The organism is Pseudomonas sp. CBS, assembly GCF_024734645.1.
GTDB lineage: Bacteria > Pseudomonadota > Gammaproteobacteria > Pseudomonadales > Pseudomonadaceae > Aquipseudomonas.
In genome coordinates, this window is the sequence record NZ_CP102929.1 from 6,131,138 (window position 1) to 6,146,787 (window position 15,650).

A 15,650-nucleotide genomic window follows, 5' to 3' on the forward strand; every position below is an offset into this window, starting at 1 on the left:
TACACGCTCTATGCTTGCCTCCCAATGTTTATGCACTAACCTGCGTCGCGCCGCTCGTGGCGTCAGCAGACATTACGACGGCGCTCTCGACGGCTTCGGGATCAACGTTGCCCAGTATTCTTTGCTGTGTAATCTGCAGCGCCTCGATCAACCGAGCATCTCCAGCCTGGCCGACGCCATGGGCCTGGATCGCAGCACGCTGGGGCGTAACCTGCGGGTGCTGGAGGGCGAGGGCCTGGTGCAACTGGTGGAGGGCGATGACCTGCGCAACCGCCTGGTTCTGCTCACCGAGGCAGGTAACGAACGGCTGGCGGCGGCATTGCCGGCCTGGGAAGCGGCACAGCAGAAATTGATTGATAAGTTGGGCGCCGAAAAGCGCGAAACCCTGTTGGCCTTGCTGGATGAACTCGCTTGACGCGAGTTTGTTCGATGACAAGCGGGTATATACCCGCGACCGGAGAATAAGAAATGACCTCGATGTGGCGCACCAGCGGCTGGATTCTTGTGGGGAGTGCGCTGATCCTCGCGTTGTCCTTGGGGGTGCGGCACGGCTTTGGCCTGTTCCTGGCGCCCATGAGTGCCGAGTTCGGCTGGGGCCGTGAAACCTTTGCCTTTGCCATTGCCTTGCAAAACCTGATCTGGGGCCTGGCGCAGCCATTTACCGGCGCCTTGGCCGACCGCTTCGGCGCTGCCAAGGTGGTGATGATCGGTGGTGTGCTGTATGCCCTGGGCCTGGTGTTCATGGGCTTGTCGGATTCGGCGTGGTCGCTGTCCCTGAGTGCCGGATTGCTGATCGGTATTGGTCTGTCGGGCACCTCGTTCTCGGTGATCCTTGGCGTGGTAGGGCGCGCCGTGGCGCCGGAAAAACGCAGCATGGCCATGGGTATCGCCAGCGCCGCCGGCTCCTTCGGCCAGTTCGCCATGTTGCCAGGCACCCTCGGTTTGATCGGCTGGCTCGGCTGGTCCGCCGCGCTGCTGGTGCTGGGTGTGATGGTGGCGCTGATCGTGCCGTTGGTAACCATGCTCAAGGACCGTCCGCTGCCCGCGGTAGCCGGTCAACAGACCCTGCGTGAGGCCTTGAGCGAAGCCTGCTCCCATTCAGGATTCTGGCTGTTGGCGTTCGGTTTTTTTGTCTGCGGTTTCCAGGTGGTGTTTATCGGCGTGCACTTGCCGTCGTACCTGGTGGACCAGCACTTGCCGGCTTCTGTGGGTACCACGGTGCTGGCATTGATCGGCCTGTTTAATATCTTCGGCACGTATACGGCGGGATGGCTCGGCGGGCGTATGTCCAAGCCACGCTTGTTGACGGGGTTGTACCTGCTGCGGGCGGTGGTGATTGTGATCTTCCTGTGGGCGCCGGTGACGCAAACCAGCGCCTACCTGTTTGGCATGGCGATGGGCTTCCTGTGGTTGTCCACGGTGCCGCTGACCAACGGCACCGTCGCGACCTTGTTTGGTGTCAGAAACCTTTCCATGCTCGGTGGGATCGTGTTCCTGTTCCACCAACTGGGCTCGTTCCTCGGCGGCTGGTTGGGCGGGGTGGTCTATGATCGAACCGGTAGTTACGATTTGATCTGGCAGGTGGCAATCGTCCTGAGCCTGGTGGCGGCGGCCCTGAACTGGCCGGTGCGCGAGCGCCCGGTGGCACGTTTGCAGGCGCAAATGGGGGTGGCATGAATTCGACCTGGCATTGGCTCGGCGCAGCAGGAGCAGCAGTTCTGCTGCTGTTGGCGTGGTGGGGCTGGCAACAGGGCGGCCTGGCATTGATGCAGTTGGGCATGGCGATCTGTTAAGTTCTGTGTCTGAGACTTTTTCAAGGACACCTGACATGCAGATGCGCTGGCTTGCAGTACCCGCTCTGATGGTGGCTTTTGGCGGCGTCGCCATGGCCGCCGATTGCCCGCCGTTGCTTGAAGGCCAACTGCCCAAGCTGCGCGCCAAGGAATCCATCGACCTGTGCCAGCGCTTCGCCGGCAAGCCGCTGGTGATCGTCAACACCGCCAGCTTCTGTGGGTTTGCGCCGCAGTTCAAAGGGCTTGAGGCCTTGTACCAGCGCTATAAGGGCCAGGGGCTGGAAGTGATTGGCGTGCCGTCCGATGACTTCAAGCAGGAAGCCAAGACCGGGGAGGAAACGGCCAAAGTCTGTTATGTGAACTACGGCGTGACCTTCACCATGACCGATCCACAGAAGGTCAGAGGCCCGGACGCGGTGCATCTGTTCAAGATTCTGGCGCAGCAGAGCAGCGCGCCGAAGTGGAATTTCTACAAGTACGTGGTGGACCGCCAGGGTAAGGTGATCGCCAATTTCTCCAGCCTGACCAAACCGGATAGTCCGGACCTGATCAAGGCAGTGGAAGAGGCGTTGGCCTCCAAACCCTGATTACCGCCCACTAAAAAGCCCCGCCTCTTTTGCAAGAGAGCGGGGCTTTTTTATGTCGCTTTACATCAGAACTTGTACGTCACACCCAGGCCGAAACCGTTGGCGCTGTTTTCGTACTTGGCGTTGTAGGACTGGCCCAGTGCGTTAGCGCGTGCAACTTTGACAGGTTCTTCCTTGAGGTAGGAGTAAGCCAGGTCGACGGTCATGTTCGGCATGACGTCGTAGCCCAGGCCGAGACTGAAGATCGTCCGGTCACCGGTAGGGATGCGAGGCGAGCGATCAGTGTTGTTGGTCGGCGACTGGTCGAACGTCAGGCCGGTACGCAGTACCACCTGCTTGGTCACGCGGTACGAAGTACCCAGGGCGTAGGCCCAGGTGTCGTGCCAGTTCTGGTCTTCCTTGATGGTGCCGACAATTTGCGGAGCCAGAGCACCACTGCCTGCGGCGGCCGATACGCCTTCGTTATTGACGGTGATGTCTTTCAGGCGGCTCCAGCGAGTCCATGTTGCGCCCGCATAGAGTTTCCAGGCGTCGCTCAGGTCTTGAGTAACAGACAGGTCCCAGGATTCAGGGGTGTCGATCTTCAACGAAGCGTCGTAACGACCGTTGTTCAAGAGACTGGCAGGAACGTTGGCCCCCTTGGTCACTTCGGTGTGGCCTTCGAGCTTGTACTTCACTTTCGAGTGATAGGTCAGGCCCACTCGAGTGGTGTCAGTGGCTTGTACCAGCAGGCCGGCATTGAAGCCGAGTGCGGTGTCATCACCCTTGATCTTGACGTTGTTGGAGCCGGTCCCGGCGATTGGCAGGTTGATATCAGACTCAAGCGTACCGGCGATACGGTTGATAGTCGGACCAAAACCAATCGATACCCGGTCGTTGAAGGCATAGCTGACGGTTGGCTGGAAGGCGATGACCTTCACTTCGCTCTTACTGCCGAATGCTTTGCCCCGGAAGCCGCTTTCGTAGTCAGTCACCAGACCAAAGGGTGCATAGACGCCGAAACCGACAGCCCATTGCTCATTGAGTTTATTGGTGTAGAAACCGAAAGGAACGGCAGTGAAAGGGACCATGTCGCCTTTGTTGCTACCGCTGGAGCGACCACTGACATCTTTGATGTTGGTGGAGGCATCAATCGCTGCAACACCACCTGTAACTTGCTGGCCTTCAAGGCGAGCCATACCGGCAGGGTTACCATAAACGGTGCTTGCGTTTTCGGCAGATGAAGAACGTCCCGCAAAACCGGTCCCCATCCCGGCAACGTCTTGTTCGTTGAGGGCAAAGCCGCTCGCGAACACGTGGGAGGAGGCCATTGCAACGGCGAGGCTAAGTGTCGTCTTGAGCATTACTTTTTTCATTATTAGAACTCCGTGGTGATCACCGCTGCGGAAAGTAACAATAAATTTATGTTTGCGCTATAGGCTGAAACATAGGAGATAGAGCGGTTTTGTAGGACAATCCGACCAAAATCAGCGTTTTTAGCCGAATCTTGCAAATCGCCCGGTCAACAGGCGACGTGATTCATGGTTGAAACACAGGTTTGCCAGGCTTGGGTGAAATCCCGAAGCCGGCCCTGAGGGTGAAATATTTCTTTCCAGATACGCGCCATCGCCACTACATCGTCGGCTGGCGGCAGGGAAGGGCGGTGCTGTTCCACCAGCAGCCAGGCGATGGCGGTGGCGTAACGCAGGTTGACCGTCAGCTCAAGCTGCGGCCCGCTGAGGAAGGCATGCTGGCTGGCGAGGCCGCGAACCAGGCTGGCGCGCTCGGGGTCCAGCGCCAGGTAGTTATCCCACAACGCACGGTGGCGCGGTTCGGTGATGCTGTAGAGGCCATGGCCGCGGCGGTCGTGCAGGGCTGATCCGAGCGCCGACTGGCTGGCGGCGATGCCCAGCAGCAGGGATTCAGCAGTCGGGTTATCACGGCCCAGGTAAAGCAGGGTGGGCCGGATCACATAACGACACAATTCGCTGGCGGCGATGCCCATAAAAGCCTCAATCCATGAAATTGGTCGGCGATGCCTGAGAGGGGGCTTGGCAGCAGTGAATCGGATCCCAGGCTCGCCGGAAGCGGATCAAGCCGCTTGAGTTGAAGTGTAGTGTCATATTTACGACGTAAAGGACTGTTTTTAAAATATTTTTATCATTTAGTTATATCGTTTATATCAATTTAAACTTAGCGCGCCTGAATTTCAGGCAATAAAAAACCCCGGGTTTTAACCGGGGTTTTTGTGTTTCAGCGATCCGGGTCGATCAGGCAACCAGTGCCTGACGAGTACGATCGATCACGGCCTGCAGCGGTTCTGCGCTGGAGTATTGATCGGGGTACAGGCGTTCGCTGTGACGAGCGATGCCGTGTTCGTTGACCAGGGTAAAGCTGAAGCAGCCTTTGCGAGCGGCCATGATCAGGCAGTTCATTGGTGCAAAAGCGTTGGTGAGGGTGCGAATGGCATCCTGAGTGTGGATTTGAGTGGACATATTATTGGTGTTCCTACAAATGACACGGTTAAGAACCGTGCAACGTTAAAACGTTCCAGTGACGTTGATCACCATTGATCGAACGAAGAACCCGACTGGAACAAAGCAGCCAGTTTGAAGCGCTATTAAGTTGGCGCGCTTGGGCTGGCAGGTAGGTACTTAGGAGGGCAGGCAACACAACAGGGGCAAAGGTTCTGGGCCCGGGGTGAAGATCCTGATCAATTTGCAGGTTGGTTCTTTCAGAGTATTGAGACTTCGCGACACCCTTTGCATTGTTCAAAGGCTGTGTCGTCGCAAGTGATACCTGGAAACCATCGAGGTGGTCGATCCCTTTTTGTCGGCGGTGCCGTGAGGGAGTTGTTCGACCAGAATTGACTTTCAGCTTGGTACTAACGCCGCGGATAGTAACGGATTGAACCGATGAAAGGAAGTGTGCTAGGTCAAAAACTTTTCTGGCCCTGGTGCGTCGGTAACATTCCTCAGCCGCCGTCTGACAAAAAACGCGGTGCATATAACCGCCAGATGGGCAGTTGTGCACATTGGTTGCGCCCTGTGTCACCGTCCTGACATAAGCCCAGAAGCGCCCCCGGGTGCCTGCAACTAAAATTTAAGTCAATGAAAAATCGAGCTTTTTTTTATTGGTGAAAAAATCGTCAGTTTGACTGCGGCCCCCATTCCATGGGCCTTTGCGCGAGTTACATAACGGTTGTCCACTGAGTTATCCACAGGTTCTGTGGATTGTCCCAAGCGCTTGCTCTAGAACGGGCGTGCAGGTTTTTTTCAGCTTTACCTGTACGAAAAAAAGAGTAGAGTGGCGCGCCTTCCGTTCTGTCCCACAGTGCTTTATGAAGTTTCGCTCAGTATCACCTTCTGTTACCGGCAGCCCTCAGGTTGTTACCGCACCCAAGCGTTTCTCCCTGAAAGTGGCCTTGTGGTTGCTCGACAGCCCGCGCCTGGGCCACAGCCCCAACGTCAAGCATTTCGCCGGGCATTTGCTCAAGCAACCCGCCCGCGCTGGCGTGGTGGTAGCGCAAAGCCGTCTGGGCCAGTTGATGTGCCGCGAGTGCGGCAATGCCCGGGACCGCCGCATCGGCCACGACCTGCTGCGCCAGGCCGCTCGCGCCGGCGACCGCATCGCCCAGCGTGAACTGGGCCAGATCGAAGACTGAGCTGTCCTCAATGCGCAGGCTTGGTTAACCTTCTTCTTTTCGGGTGACGGCAGGAATCGCTATGGCTTTTGACTGGACCAGTGTTGCGCTGGGTCTCGCCGGTGCTGGATTGCCGCTGTTGGGGCTGTGCTGGCAGATTCAGCGAAAACTGACGGCGCGAATGGCCGGCTGGGAATTGCTCGAAGAGCGCCTGGCCACCGCGCAACTGGCCCAGGAAGGGCTCGCCGCACAGCTGGACGCCAGCCGCGACGAAATCAGCGACCTGAGCCAGGCCAACGCCGCCAAGCAGGCTGACTTGGCCGCGGTGCGCCGCGAAGTCGAACTGCTGCAGATCGACCGCGACAACGCCCGCGACGCCGCTCACGCCTGGAACCTCGACCGTTCCGCCAAAGAAACCGAGCTTCGCCGCCTGGACGCCTTGTCCGCCTCCCTGCGCGCCGAACTGCGCGAGCAACAGGAAAGCCATCAGCAACGCCTCAGCGACCTGCAAGGCTCCCGCGACGAGCTGCGCGCGCAATTCGCTGAACTCGCCGGCAAGATCTTTGACGAGCGCGAACAGCGCTTCGCCGAAACCAGCCAGCAGCGCCTCGGCCAATTGCTCGACCCGCTCAAGGAGCGCATCCAGTCGTTCGAAAAGCGTGTCGAAGAAAGCTACCAGAGCGAGGCCCGCGAGCGCTTTTCCCTGGCCAAGGAACTCGAGCGCCTGCAACAGCTGAACCTGCGCCTGTCCGATGAAGCCACCAACCTGACCCGCGCCCTCAAGGGTCAGAAAACCCAGGGCAACTGGGGTGAGTTGATTCTGGAACGAGTGCTGGAACACGCCGGGCTGGAAAAGGGCCGCGAGTACCAGACCCAGGTCAACCTCAAGGGCCCGGACGGCGAACGCTTCCAGCCTGACGTGTTGATCATGTTGCCGGGTGACAAGCAGGTAGTGGTGGATTCCAAGGTCAGCCTGACGGCCTATCAACAGTACGTCGCCGAGGACGATCAAGCGATCGGCCAGGCCGCCCTGAAGGCGCATGTGCTGTCATTGCGCAACCACGTCAAAGGCCTGGCCGGCAAGGACTACAAACGTCTCGAAGGCCTGCACAGCCTGGATTTCGTGCTGCTGTTCGTGCCCATCGAAGCCGCATTTTCGGCCGCGCTCCAAGCCGAACCGAACCTGTTCCAGGAAGCCTTCGATCGCAATATCGTGATCGTCAGCCCGACCACACTGCTGGCGACCTTGCGGGTGATCGACAGCCTGTGGAAACAGGAACGGCAAAGCCAGAACGCCCGGGAAATCGCCGAGCGTGCCGGTTGGCTGTATGACAAGTTCGTGCTGTTTATCCAGGACCTGGACGAGGTAGGCAACCGCCTGCAGCAGTTGGACAAAGCCTACAGCGCAGCGCGCAACAAGCTGACCGATGGGCGCGGCAACCTGGTGAGCCGTACCGAGCAACTGAAACTGCTCGGCGCCCGCGCCAGCAAAAGCCTGCCGGCCGACCTGCTGGAACGCGCGATGACCGATGAAGACGGCGTGGCGCAGTTGCCAGAATAGTCACCGGTCTCTGTAGGAGCTGGCTTGCCTGCGATGCGGACACCTCGGTCCTCCAGATACACCGAGGCGATGCCATCGCAGGCAAGCCAGCTCCCACATGGGCTAAAGCGGCAGGTGCCGGCTCAACAAGGCCCGCAATGCTGCCGGCTTCACCGGTTTGGCCAGGTAATCCAACCCGGCCGCATGCACCTGGGCCACCATCTCCGGCCGTCCATCGGCACTGATCACCACACCCGGAATCGGCTCCGCCAGTTGCGCGCGCAGCCAGCCCATCAATTCGGTGCCGGTTTCGCCGTTGTCCAGGTGGTAATCCACCAGAGCCAGCTGCGGCCGTACACCCTCAGCCAGCAGCGCGGCGCATTGCGCCTGGTCGCGCGCGGTCCAGACTTCACAGCCCCAGCGCGTGAGCAAGCTGCGCATGCCGATCAGGATGCTTTCTTCGTTATCCACACACAGCACCTGGGCGCCGCTCAACGGTTGGCCGTTTTCCAACACCGGCTTGGCGGGGGCGCTGACCTGGCTGCGCGCCAACGGCACGCGCACGCTGAACACGCTGCCCTTGCCCGGCCATGAACGCACACTCAAGCGATGCCCCAGCACGCGGCACAAGCCGTCGGCAATCGCCAGGCCCAGGCCCAGGCCTTTCTCGGCGCGGGTCTGGTGACTGTCCAGGCGTTTGAATTCTTCGAAGATGACTTTCTGTTTGTCCTGAGGAATCCCGGGGCCGCGATCCCACACTTCAAGGCACAGCTCGCCACGACGGCGCCGGACACCTAATAGAACCGGCCCATCGGCGTACCGGAACGCGTTGGTCAGGAAATTCTGCAACACCCGCCGCAACAACTTGATGTCGCTGTCGACCCGCAAACGGCTGCCCCGCAGGCGGAAGCGCAGACCCTGTTCCTGGGCCAGCGCCTTGAACTCGGCGCCCAACGTATCGAACAGTTCATTGAGCACGAAGGGCTGGCGCTGCGGATTGATCTTGCCGTTTTCCAGGCGTGAAATATCCAGCAGGTCGCTGATCAGGTCTTCCGCTGAGCGCAGCGAACTGTCCAGATGCTGCACCAGTTGCCGGGCGTCCGGCGACATGCCGTCGTTCTGGTGGGAGAGGGCGGCAGAGAACAGCCTTGCGGCGTTCAACGGCTGCATCAAGTCGTGACTGACCGCCGCGAGGAACCGGGTTTTCGACTGGCTGGCCGTCTCGGCGACACCCTTGGCATCGGTCAGGGCGACGTTGAGTTGCGACAGTTCGTGGGTACGCTCGGTCACTCGCTGTTCCAGGCCTTCGTTGGCCTCGGTCAACGCCTGCTCGGCTTCGCGGAAGGCGGTGATGTCGGTGAAGCTCATGACAAACCCGCCGCCCGGCATCGGGTTGCCGATCAGCTCGATCACCCGGCCATTGGGGAACAGCCGCTCGGACGTATGCGCGCGGCCCTGGCGCATCCAGTGCAGGCGGCGCGCCACGTGCACTTCGGCCTCGCCCGGGCCGCACAGCCCGCGCTCAGCGTTGTAGCGAATGATGTCGGCAATCGGCCGGCCCACGCTGATCAGGCCTTCGGGGTAATTGAACAGTTCAAGGTAGCGCCGGTTCCACGCCACCAGCCGCAACGACTGGTCCACCACGCTGATGCCCTGGGTGATGTTTTCGATGGCGCCTTGCAGCAGTGCCCGGTTGAACTGCAGTACTTCCGACGCTTCGTCGGCGATGCGTACTACGTCCTCCAGCTGCATTTCCCGGCCTTCAATGGCGGCTTTCACCACCGCCCGGGTCGACGAAGCGCCGAGCACACCGGCCAGCAGGCGCTCGGTGTGGGCGATCCAATCGTTGTCGGCGTTCTGGTTAGGGTTAAAGCCTTTGCCTTGGCGATAGGCGAAGCGCACAAAACTCTGGTGGGCCCGTTCTTCACCGACAAACCGTGCTGCGAGGCTGAGCAAATCATTGATCTGCACCGAAAGCATCGAGCGGGCGCTGGCCCGCTGGCTGATTTCCTGGCCAATAAAACGCCCGGCCTGCCAATGCTCCGACACCCGCGTACGCGACAACATCGAGACCCACACAAACAGTGTGAAGTTACCCGCCAGGGAAAATACGGTGCCCAGCGTCAAAGACGTCACGGACAAACCCAACGGGTGCGAATGCAGCCACGTCATGCCCGGGAAAAGGCTGAACGACCAGCCTAGACTTTTCGCAGTGACCGGTAGGACCAAGGTGTAGAACCACAGGAACGTACCCGCCGCCAAACCGGCAAATACCCCGCGTCGGTTGGCCTGTTTCCAATACAGCGCGCCGAGCATCGCCGGTGCCAGTTGGGTCACGGCGGCGAACGCGATCTGGCCAATGGTTGCAAGGCTCGCAGAGGATCCCAGCAACCGGTAACTGACATAAGCCAGCAGCAGGATGATGACAATGCTCACCCGGCGTACCGACAGCATCCAGTGACGGAACACTTCGAACGGCCGCTCGGCGCTGGAACGGCGCAGCAGCCAGGGCAGCAGCATGTCGTTGGAGACCATGGTCGACAGCGCGATACTCGCGACGATCACCATGCCCGTCGCCGCCGAAGCTCCGCCGATAAACGCCAGCACCGCGAGGGCCGGATGGGCTTCGGCCAATGGCAGGCTGATCACGTAGGAATCCGGCAATACCGAGCCCGGCAGCAGCATTTTCCCGCCGAGGGCAATCGGGATCACAAACAGGGCGGCCAGGATCAGATAGGCCGGGAACACCCACTTGGCCAGGCGCAGGTCCTGGGGGTCGATATTTTCCACTACGGTGACGTGAAACTGCCGGGGCAGGCAGATGATCGCCATCATCGCGACGCCGGTCTGCACCACCATCGAAGGCCAGTTGACCGTCTCTTTCCAGTATTCCTCCAGCCGTGGCGCAAGCATCGCCTGGCTGAACAAATCTTCAAAACCGTCGTACAGGCCGTAGGTCACAAACGCACCGACGGCGAGAAACGCGAACAGCTTGACCAGGGATTCAAAGGCAATCGCCAGCACCATGCCCCGGTGGTGTTCCGTGGCATCCAGGTTGCGCGTACCAAACACGATGGTGAACAGCGCCAGCACCAGCGACACAATCAGCGCCGTGTCCTGGGAGCGGGTGCCGGTGGTGTCGGCGCTGGCCCCGATCAGCAGGTTCACCCCCAGCACGATGCCTTTGAGCTGCAAGGCGATATAAGGCAGCACGCCCACCAGACAGATCAGCGCCACCACCACGGCAAGGGATTGGGATTTGCCGTAACGGGCGGCAATAAAGTCGGCGATGGAGGTGATGTTTTCCTGTTTGCTGATCAGCACCATCTTTTGCAGGACCCACGGCGCCAATACAAGCAGCAATACCGGCCCCAGGTAGATCGGTAAAAATGCCCACAACTGTTCGGCCGCCTGGCCTACGGCACCAAAGAATGTCCAGCTGGTGCAATACACCGCCAGCGACAGGCTATACACCCAGGCACGCATCCGCGGCGGCAATGGCGCATGGCGACGGTCACCGTAAAAGGCGATGGCAAACATAATGGCCATATAGGCCAGGGCAACGGCGGCGATCAGCCCGCTGGACAGCGTCATGAGAACTCCAGACATAAGAACGCCCGGGCATTCCCGGCCCGGGCGAACAGTCTCGCATGATGCTTGGCGTTAGTCAGTGTCGACCAAGGTCGGAGCGTGGTGTGATGTCGCAGCTTGGGTTCAGGCGCCGAAGCCGCCGTCGATGGTCAGGCTGGCACCGGTGATATAGCCGGCTTCAGGGCCAACCAGGTAAGCGACGAAACTGGCGATCTCTTCCACATGGCCATAACGGCCCACGGCCATGAAGCCGATCAGGCTCTCGGCGAAATCACCGCTTGCGGGGTTCATGTCGGTGTCCACCGGGCCGGGCTGCACGTTATTGATGGTGATGCCCCGTGGCCCCAGGTCGCGGGCCAGGCCTTTGGTCAGGCCGACCAGCGCCGATTTGCTCATGGCGTACGGGCCGCCACCGGCAAACGGCATGCGATCGGCGTTGGTGCTGCCAATATTGATGATGCGGCCACCTTCGCCCATGTGCCGCGCGGCTTCCTGGGTAGCGACAAACACGCTGCGCACGTTGATGGCGAGGGTACGGTCGAAGTCTTCCAGGCTGAAATCTTCCAGCGGGCCGACGGCCAGCACGCCTGCGTTGTTCACCAGGATATCCAGGCGCCCGAAGGCTTCGACGGTGGCGTTGACGGCGCTGCGGATGGCGGCTGCGTCGGCGCTGTCAGCGTGGATCGCCAGGGCTTTGCCGCCTTCGCTGATCACGCTGTTCTGCAATGCTTCGGCCTTGGCGGCCGAGCTGACATAGGTGAACGCGACGGCTGCGCCTTGGGCGGCCAGGCGCTTGACGATGGCGGCGCCGATACCGCGAGAACCGCCCTGGATCAAGGCGACTTTGCCGCTGAGGTTCTGTGTGGTCATGTCGATCTCCAAAAGATGTGTTGAGGTTGGAGTCGAGTATCGACCTCGCATGGCGCCCTCGGTAGACCGTGATTGCTATAGTCTGTGTAAACCAAAAGTTTAGAGTGGGGCGATATGGAAAGCTTTGGCAGTATCGAATGCTTTGTGCGCAGCGCCGAAGGTGGCAGCTTTGCCGAAGCTGCCCGGCACCTGAGCCTGACCCCGGCGGCCGTGGGTAAAAGCGTGGCCAAGCTGGAGGCGCGCCTGGGTGTAAGGCTTTTTCAGCGCAGCACCCGGCGCCTGACCCTGACCGAAGCAGGCAAGCTATTCCTGGAAGAAGTCAGCGGCAGCCTCACCACTATTCAAAACGCCGTGGCCAACCTGGCCAGCGCCGAAGGGCGGCCGGTGGGAACGCTGAAGGTCAGCATGGGCACGGTGTTTGGCAACCGTTATGTGGTGCCGTTACTGGGGGAATTTCTAAAGCGCTTTCCTGATATCAACCCCGACTGGCATTTCGATAACCGCCAGGTGGACCTGATCGGCCAAGGCTTCGATGCCGCGATCGGCGGTGGTTTTGAGCTGCCCCAGGGCGTGGTTGCGCGCAAGCTGGCGCCGGCGCATCGAATCCTGCTGGCCTCACCGGAGTACCTCGCCAAACGCAAGCCGGTACTCGCGCCCGAGGATTTGTCGCTCTGCAACGGCATTCTGATCCGCTCACCGCAAACCGGGCGCGTGCGATCCTGGCAACTCACCCATCGCAACCGCGAACAGCGCCCGCTGGTGCTCAAGCCGCGCATGACCATGAGCGACTCTGGCGCTGCCTGCTGCGCCAGCGCCCAAGGCCTGGGGATTGCGCTGGTCAGCATGCCGATGGCGGTGCCGTATCTGGACAGCGGCCAACTGGTGCGAGTGCTGCCCGACTGGTACGTCGACGACGGCAACATCTCGCTGTACTACGCCGAACACAAGCTGCTGCCCGGCAAGACACGGGCGTTTGTGGATTTCATTCTGGAGCAGTTTGTCGAACGCGAGCTGGGGCGGCGGTTCAGCGCCATTTGATCCTTGTGGGAATCAAAGTGTGGGAGCGGGCTTGCTCGCGAAGGCGGTGTGACAGTCACCCGATGCATAGACTGATCCACCGCTTTCGCGAGCAAGCCCGCTCCCACCTTTCGGATCTTCAGTGTCCGAACTTTCCAGGCCAGCCGATCACTTTCTTCGGCCTCGGCGTCGCATACGTGCGGATCTTCGAGGTCGACAGCCCTAACCGCACCAGCCCTTCAGCAATGGTCACCGCTGCGGTCACGCCGTCCACCACCGGCACACCCGTGCGGTAGCGAATCTGGTCATCCAGCCCGGCCATGCCGCCGCAGCCCAGGCAGATCACTTCGGCCTTGTCTTCGCTGATCGCCAATTCGGCCTGGCGCACGATGGCCTCCATGGCCCGCAGCGGGTCTTCTTCCAGTTCCAGTACCGCCATGCCGCTGGCCCGTACCGACGCGCAGCGCTGGTACAAACCCGCCAGTTTCAGCCGGTCCTCGATCAGCGGCACGGTGCGGTCCAGGGTGGTCACCACCGAATAGGCATGCCCGAGGAACATCGCGGTGCTGGCGGCGGCTTCGGTGATGTCCACCACCGGCACATTGAGCAACTCCTGCAAACCTTCGCGGCCGTGCTCGCCGTAACCCGCCTGGATCACGGCATCGAACGGCTGGTCGTAGGCCATCACCCGGTCCATCACCGCGATGGCCGCCAGGTAGCTTTCGAAATTGCCCTCCACCGATTCGGCACCGAAAAACGGGGTCAGCCCGACGATCTCGGTGCCGGGGGACGCCACCGCCCGTGCCTGCTTGGCGATGGCCTCGGTGATGGATTCGGTGGTGTTGACGTTGACCACAAGGATGCGCATGGAATGTCCTTACTTAATGACTGACGTTATCGACTGCAATGCTTTCGCCGCTCACATCGGCGTAATACGGCTGGCGCTTGGCGAACAGCAGGTACAGCAGCCCTGCAATACCGGCGCCAATCAGCCAGGAGAACGGCGAGACAAGGGCGAAACCCGGCAGCAGGGCGAGGAGAATGGCGATCACCGCCGCAGGAATAAACGCCGCCACCGCCCGCAAATTGATCCCGCGGCTGTAGTAATAAGCGCCATTCGGGTCTTCGCTATACAACTGCGGCACGTCCACCTGGCTTTTACGGATCAACCAGTAGTCGACCATGATCACCCCGTACAACGGCCCCAACAGAGCGCCCAGCCCCGACAGGAAATACACGATCACCAGCGGGCTGTTGTAGAGGTTCCACGGCAGGATCAGCACCGCCACGGTGGCGCTGATCAGCCCGGCGCGGCGGAAGTTCAGGTACTTGGGCGCCAGGTTGCTCAGCACGAAGGCGGGTGCGACGAAGTTGGCCATGATGTTCACCGCCACGGTCACAATCAGGAACGCCAGGCAGCCCAGCACCAGGAAGAAGGTGTTGGGTATCGCCGCAATGATTTCGGTGGGGCTCTCAATCACCCGGCCATTGAGGTGAAACTGCCCGCCGCACAGCAACACGGTGATGGCGGCGAACACCAGGATATTCACCGGCAGGCCCCAGAAGTTGCCGACCTTGATGGTCTTGCGGCAGGGCGAAGAGCGGGCGAAGTCGCAGAAATTCAGGATCAGCGTACCGTAGATCGCCAGCCACAGCGCACCGCCGGCGAAGATATTGCGCCACATCTCGCCACCGGTCAGCGGCTCGCGGATCGACCAGGCAATCTGGCCGCCGGCCTGGAAATACATCCAGCCGGCGAGTGATGCCACCGTCAGCAGAATCACCGGCCCGGCGAAGGCTTCATAGCGGCGCACCATCTCCATGCCATAGGCGAGGATCGCGAGCTGCACAAACCAGATCGCCACAAAACACGCCCAGCCGAGCGTCGACAGGCCGAGGATCGAGTTGTGGTCGTAGTCGGCAAAGCCTGGATGAACCGCCGTCAGCAGCACGCGGAAAACCACCGAGGCCAGGTAGGTCTGGATCCCGAACCAGGCAATCGCGATCACCGCACGAATCAACGCCGGAATCTGCGCGCCATGGATACCGAAACTGATGCGGCTGATCACCGGAAACGGCACGCCGGTCTTCTGGCCCATGTAGCCAGACAGGTTCATGAAGAAGTACACCAGCGCCGCGCCGATCCCGAGGGACAGCAGAATCTGCCAGCCGCCCAGGCCCAGCGCATACAAGCCAATGGCGAAGGAATAGTTGGCGATGTTGTGCACATCGTTGGTCCACAAGGCAAAGATGCTGTAGCGGCCCCAGCGCCGGCCTTCGGCCTTGGTGGGTGCAAGGTCCTTATTGTGCAGGCGCGGGCTGAGGACCAGCGGGCCGGGGCTGGTGGCCTCGGGGTTCAGGGTGGAGGAGGGCAGATCCAGTGCGATGTTATTGGAGAGACTTGTACGCATTCCGGCAGGCTCCTGGACACCAGCAGGAGAGCGGCTGATGTCAAAGTGTATGTATCTTTTTTATTGATTGTATACAAAGTGTGTTTTGCCTTAAGCCACATGCGTGCCAGATTTTCGCCGGGTGAAATACACGGCGATTTGGTTTTTAGCGTATTGGAAATAACAGGCTGAATTTAAAGCGATATAAATTGACCGTTTGAACAGCTATTTATTTTGTAG

13 protein-coding genes are annotated in these 15,650 nt (G+C 60.3%); 6 read left to right on the forward strand and 7 right to left on the reverse strand.

Annotated elements, in window-relative coordinates; genetic code table 11:
• The first annotated feature begins 10 nt into the window (after positions 1-10).
• The 3 genes from NVB75_RS28020 (at position 11) to NVB75_RS28030 (ending at position 2,380) form a co-directional block, all read left to right on the forward strand.
• Positions 11-415 (forward strand): MarR family winged helix-turn-helix transcriptional regulator, encoded by a 405-nt coding sequence (locus NVB75_RS28020; RefSeq protein ID WP_063032418.1) that lies wholly within the window; start codon positions 11-13, stop codon positions 413-415.
• 62 nt (positions 416-477) lie between these two features.
• Positions 478-1,677, forward strand: coding sequence for an MFS transporter (locus tag NVB75_RS28025; protein WP_258348761.1), 1,200 nt, complete (start codon positions 478-480; stop codon positions 1,675-1,677).
• Positions 1,678-1,828: 151 nt separating this feature from the next.
• Positions 1,829-2,380: a glutathione peroxidase gene (locus NVB75_RS28030; protein WP_258344288.1), complete on the forward strand. Its 552-nt coding sequence runs from the start codon at positions 1,829-1,831 to the stop codon at positions 2,378-2,380.
• Positions 2,381-2,445: 65 nt separating this feature from the next.
• On the opposite strand, the gene NVB75_RS28035 is transcribed toward NVB75_RS28030, so the two are convergent.
• From NVB75_RS28035 to NVB75_RS28045, 3 genes are all read right to left on the reverse strand, one after another.
• Positions 2,446-3,735 (reverse strand): OmpP1/FadL family transporter, encoded by a 1,290-nt coding sequence (locus NVB75_RS28035; protein WP_258344290.1) that lies wholly within the window; start codon positions 3,733-3,735, stop codon positions 2,446-2,448.
• 146 nt (positions 3,736-3,881) lie between these two features.
• Positions 3,882-4,364 (reverse strand): hypothetical protein, encoded by a 483-nt coding sequence (locus tag NVB75_RS28040; protein WP_258344292.1) that lies wholly within the window; start codon positions 4,362-4,364, stop codon positions 3,882-3,884.
• Between the two features lie 265 nt (positions 4,365-4,629).
• On the reverse strand, positions 4,630-4,854 hold the full coding sequence (locus NVB75_RS28045; protein WP_003214941.1) for a hypothetical protein: 225 nt from the start codon (positions 4,852-4,854) through the stop codon (positions 4,630-4,632).
• Positions 4,855-5,699: 845 nt separating this feature from the next.
• On the opposite strand from NVB75_RS28045, the gene NVB75_RS28050 reads away from it, so the two are divergent.
• Both NVB75_RS28050 and rmuC read left to right on the forward strand, forming a co-directional pair.
• Positions 5,700-6,023 (forward strand): sel1 repeat family protein, encoded by a 324-nt coding sequence (locus tag NVB75_RS28050; protein ID WP_258344293.1) that lies wholly within the window; start codon positions 5,700-5,702, stop codon positions 6,021-6,023.
• A gap of 175 nt (positions 6,024-6,198) precedes the next feature.
• The gene (rmuC, locus tag NVB75_RS28055; RefSeq protein ID WP_177036364.1) at positions 6,199-7,563 is read left to right on the forward strand and encodes a DNA recombination protein RmuC; all 1,365 of its coding nucleotides are present in this window, start codon (positions 6,199-6,201) and stop codon (positions 7,561-7,563) included.
• A 102-nt stretch (positions 7,564-7,665) separates the two neighbouring features.
• On the opposite strand, the gene NVB75_RS28060 is transcribed toward rmuC, so the two are convergent.
• Positions 7,666-11,136: a PAS domain-containing hybrid sensor histidine kinase/response regulator gene (locus NVB75_RS28060; protein WP_258344294.1), complete on the reverse strand. Its 3,471-nt coding sequence runs from the start codon at positions 11,134-11,136 to the stop codon at positions 7,666-7,668.
• Between the two features lie 120 nt (positions 11,137-11,256).
• Positions 11,257-12,003 (reverse strand): 3-oxoacyl-ACP reductase family protein, encoded by a 747-nt coding sequence (locus tag NVB75_RS28065; RefSeq protein WP_063032408.1) that lies wholly within the window; start codon positions 12,001-12,003, stop codon positions 11,257-11,259.
• 114 nt (positions 12,004-12,117) lie between these two features.
• Here NVB75_RS28065 and NVB75_RS28070 point away from each other — a divergent pair, with 114 nt between their 5' ends.
• Positions 12,118-13,041, forward strand: coding sequence for a LysR family transcriptional regulator (locus NVB75_RS28070; RefSeq protein WP_258344295.1), 924 nt, complete (start codon positions 12,118-12,120; stop codon positions 13,039-13,041).
• 118 nt (positions 13,042-13,159) lie between these two features.
• Here the strand turns inward: NVB75_RS28070 and NVB75_RS28075 are convergent, their stop codons facing one another.
• Together NVB75_RS28075 and NVB75_RS28080 are read right to left on the reverse strand one after the other, a co-directional pair.
• A complete protein-coding gene (locus tag NVB75_RS28075) occupies positions 13,160-13,888 on the reverse strand; it encodes an aspartate/glutamate racemase family protein (RefSeq protein ID WP_258344296.1) in 729 nt (242 codons plus the stop codon).
• Between the two features lie 13 nt (positions 13,889-13,901).
• Entirely contained in the window at positions 13,902-15,431 is a 1,530-nt protein-coding gene (locus NVB75_RS28080; protein ID WP_008432689.1) for an NCS1 family nucleobase:cation symporter-1, read from the reverse strand.
• Positions 15,432-15,650 lie beyond the last annotated feature (219 nt).

Excerpts from the sequence above, each read along its gene's own strand:
- NVB75_RS28020 (WP_063032418.1), top strand. The coding sequence starts at position 11 with ATGCTTGCCTCCCAATGTTTATGCACTAACCTGCGTCGCGCCGCTCGT.
- NVB75_RS28025 (WP_258348761.1), top strand. The coding sequence starts at position 478 with ATGTGGCGCACCAGCGGCTGGATTCTTGTGGGGAGTGCGCTGATCCTC.
- NVB75_RS28030 (WP_258344288.1), top strand. The coding sequence starts at position 1,829 with ATGCAGATGCGCTGGCTTGCAGTACCCGCTCTGATGGTGGCTTTTGGC.
- NVB75_RS28035 (WP_258344290.1), bottom strand. The coding sequence starts at position 3,735 with ATGAAAAAAGTAATGCTCAAGACGACACTTAGCCTCGCCGTTGCAATG.
- NVB75_RS28040 (WP_258344292.1), bottom strand. The coding sequence starts at position 4,364 with ATGGGCATCGCCGCCAGCGAATTGTGTCGTTATGTGATCCGGCCCACC.
- NVB75_RS28045 (WP_003214941.1), bottom strand. The coding sequence starts at position 4,854 with ATGTCCACTCAAATCCACACTCAGGATGCCATTCGCACCCTCACCAAC.
- NVB75_RS28050 (WP_258344293.1), top strand. The coding sequence starts at position 5,700 with ATGAAGTTTCGCTCAGTATCACCTTCTGTTACCGGCAGCCCTCAGGTT.
- NVB75_RS28060 (WP_258344294.1), bottom strand. The coding sequence starts at position 11,136 with ATGACGCTGTCCAGCGGGCTGATCGCCGCCGTTGCCCTGGCCTATATG.
- NVB75_RS28065 (WP_063032408.1), bottom strand. The coding sequence starts at position 12,003 with ATGACCACACAGAACCTCAGCGGCAAAGTCGCCTTGATCCAGGGCGGT.
- NVB75_RS28070 (WP_258344295.1), top strand. The coding sequence starts at position 12,118 with ATGGAAAGCTTTGGCAGTATCGAATGCTTTGTGCGCAGCGCCGAAGGT.
- NVB75_RS28075 (WP_258344296.1), bottom strand. The coding sequence starts at position 13,888 with ATGCGCATCCTTGTGGTCAACGTCAACACCACCGAATCCATCACCGAG.
- NVB75_RS28080 (WP_008432689.1), bottom strand. The coding sequence starts at position 15,431 with ATGCGTACAAGTCTCTCCAATAACATCGCACTGGATCTGCCCTCCTCC.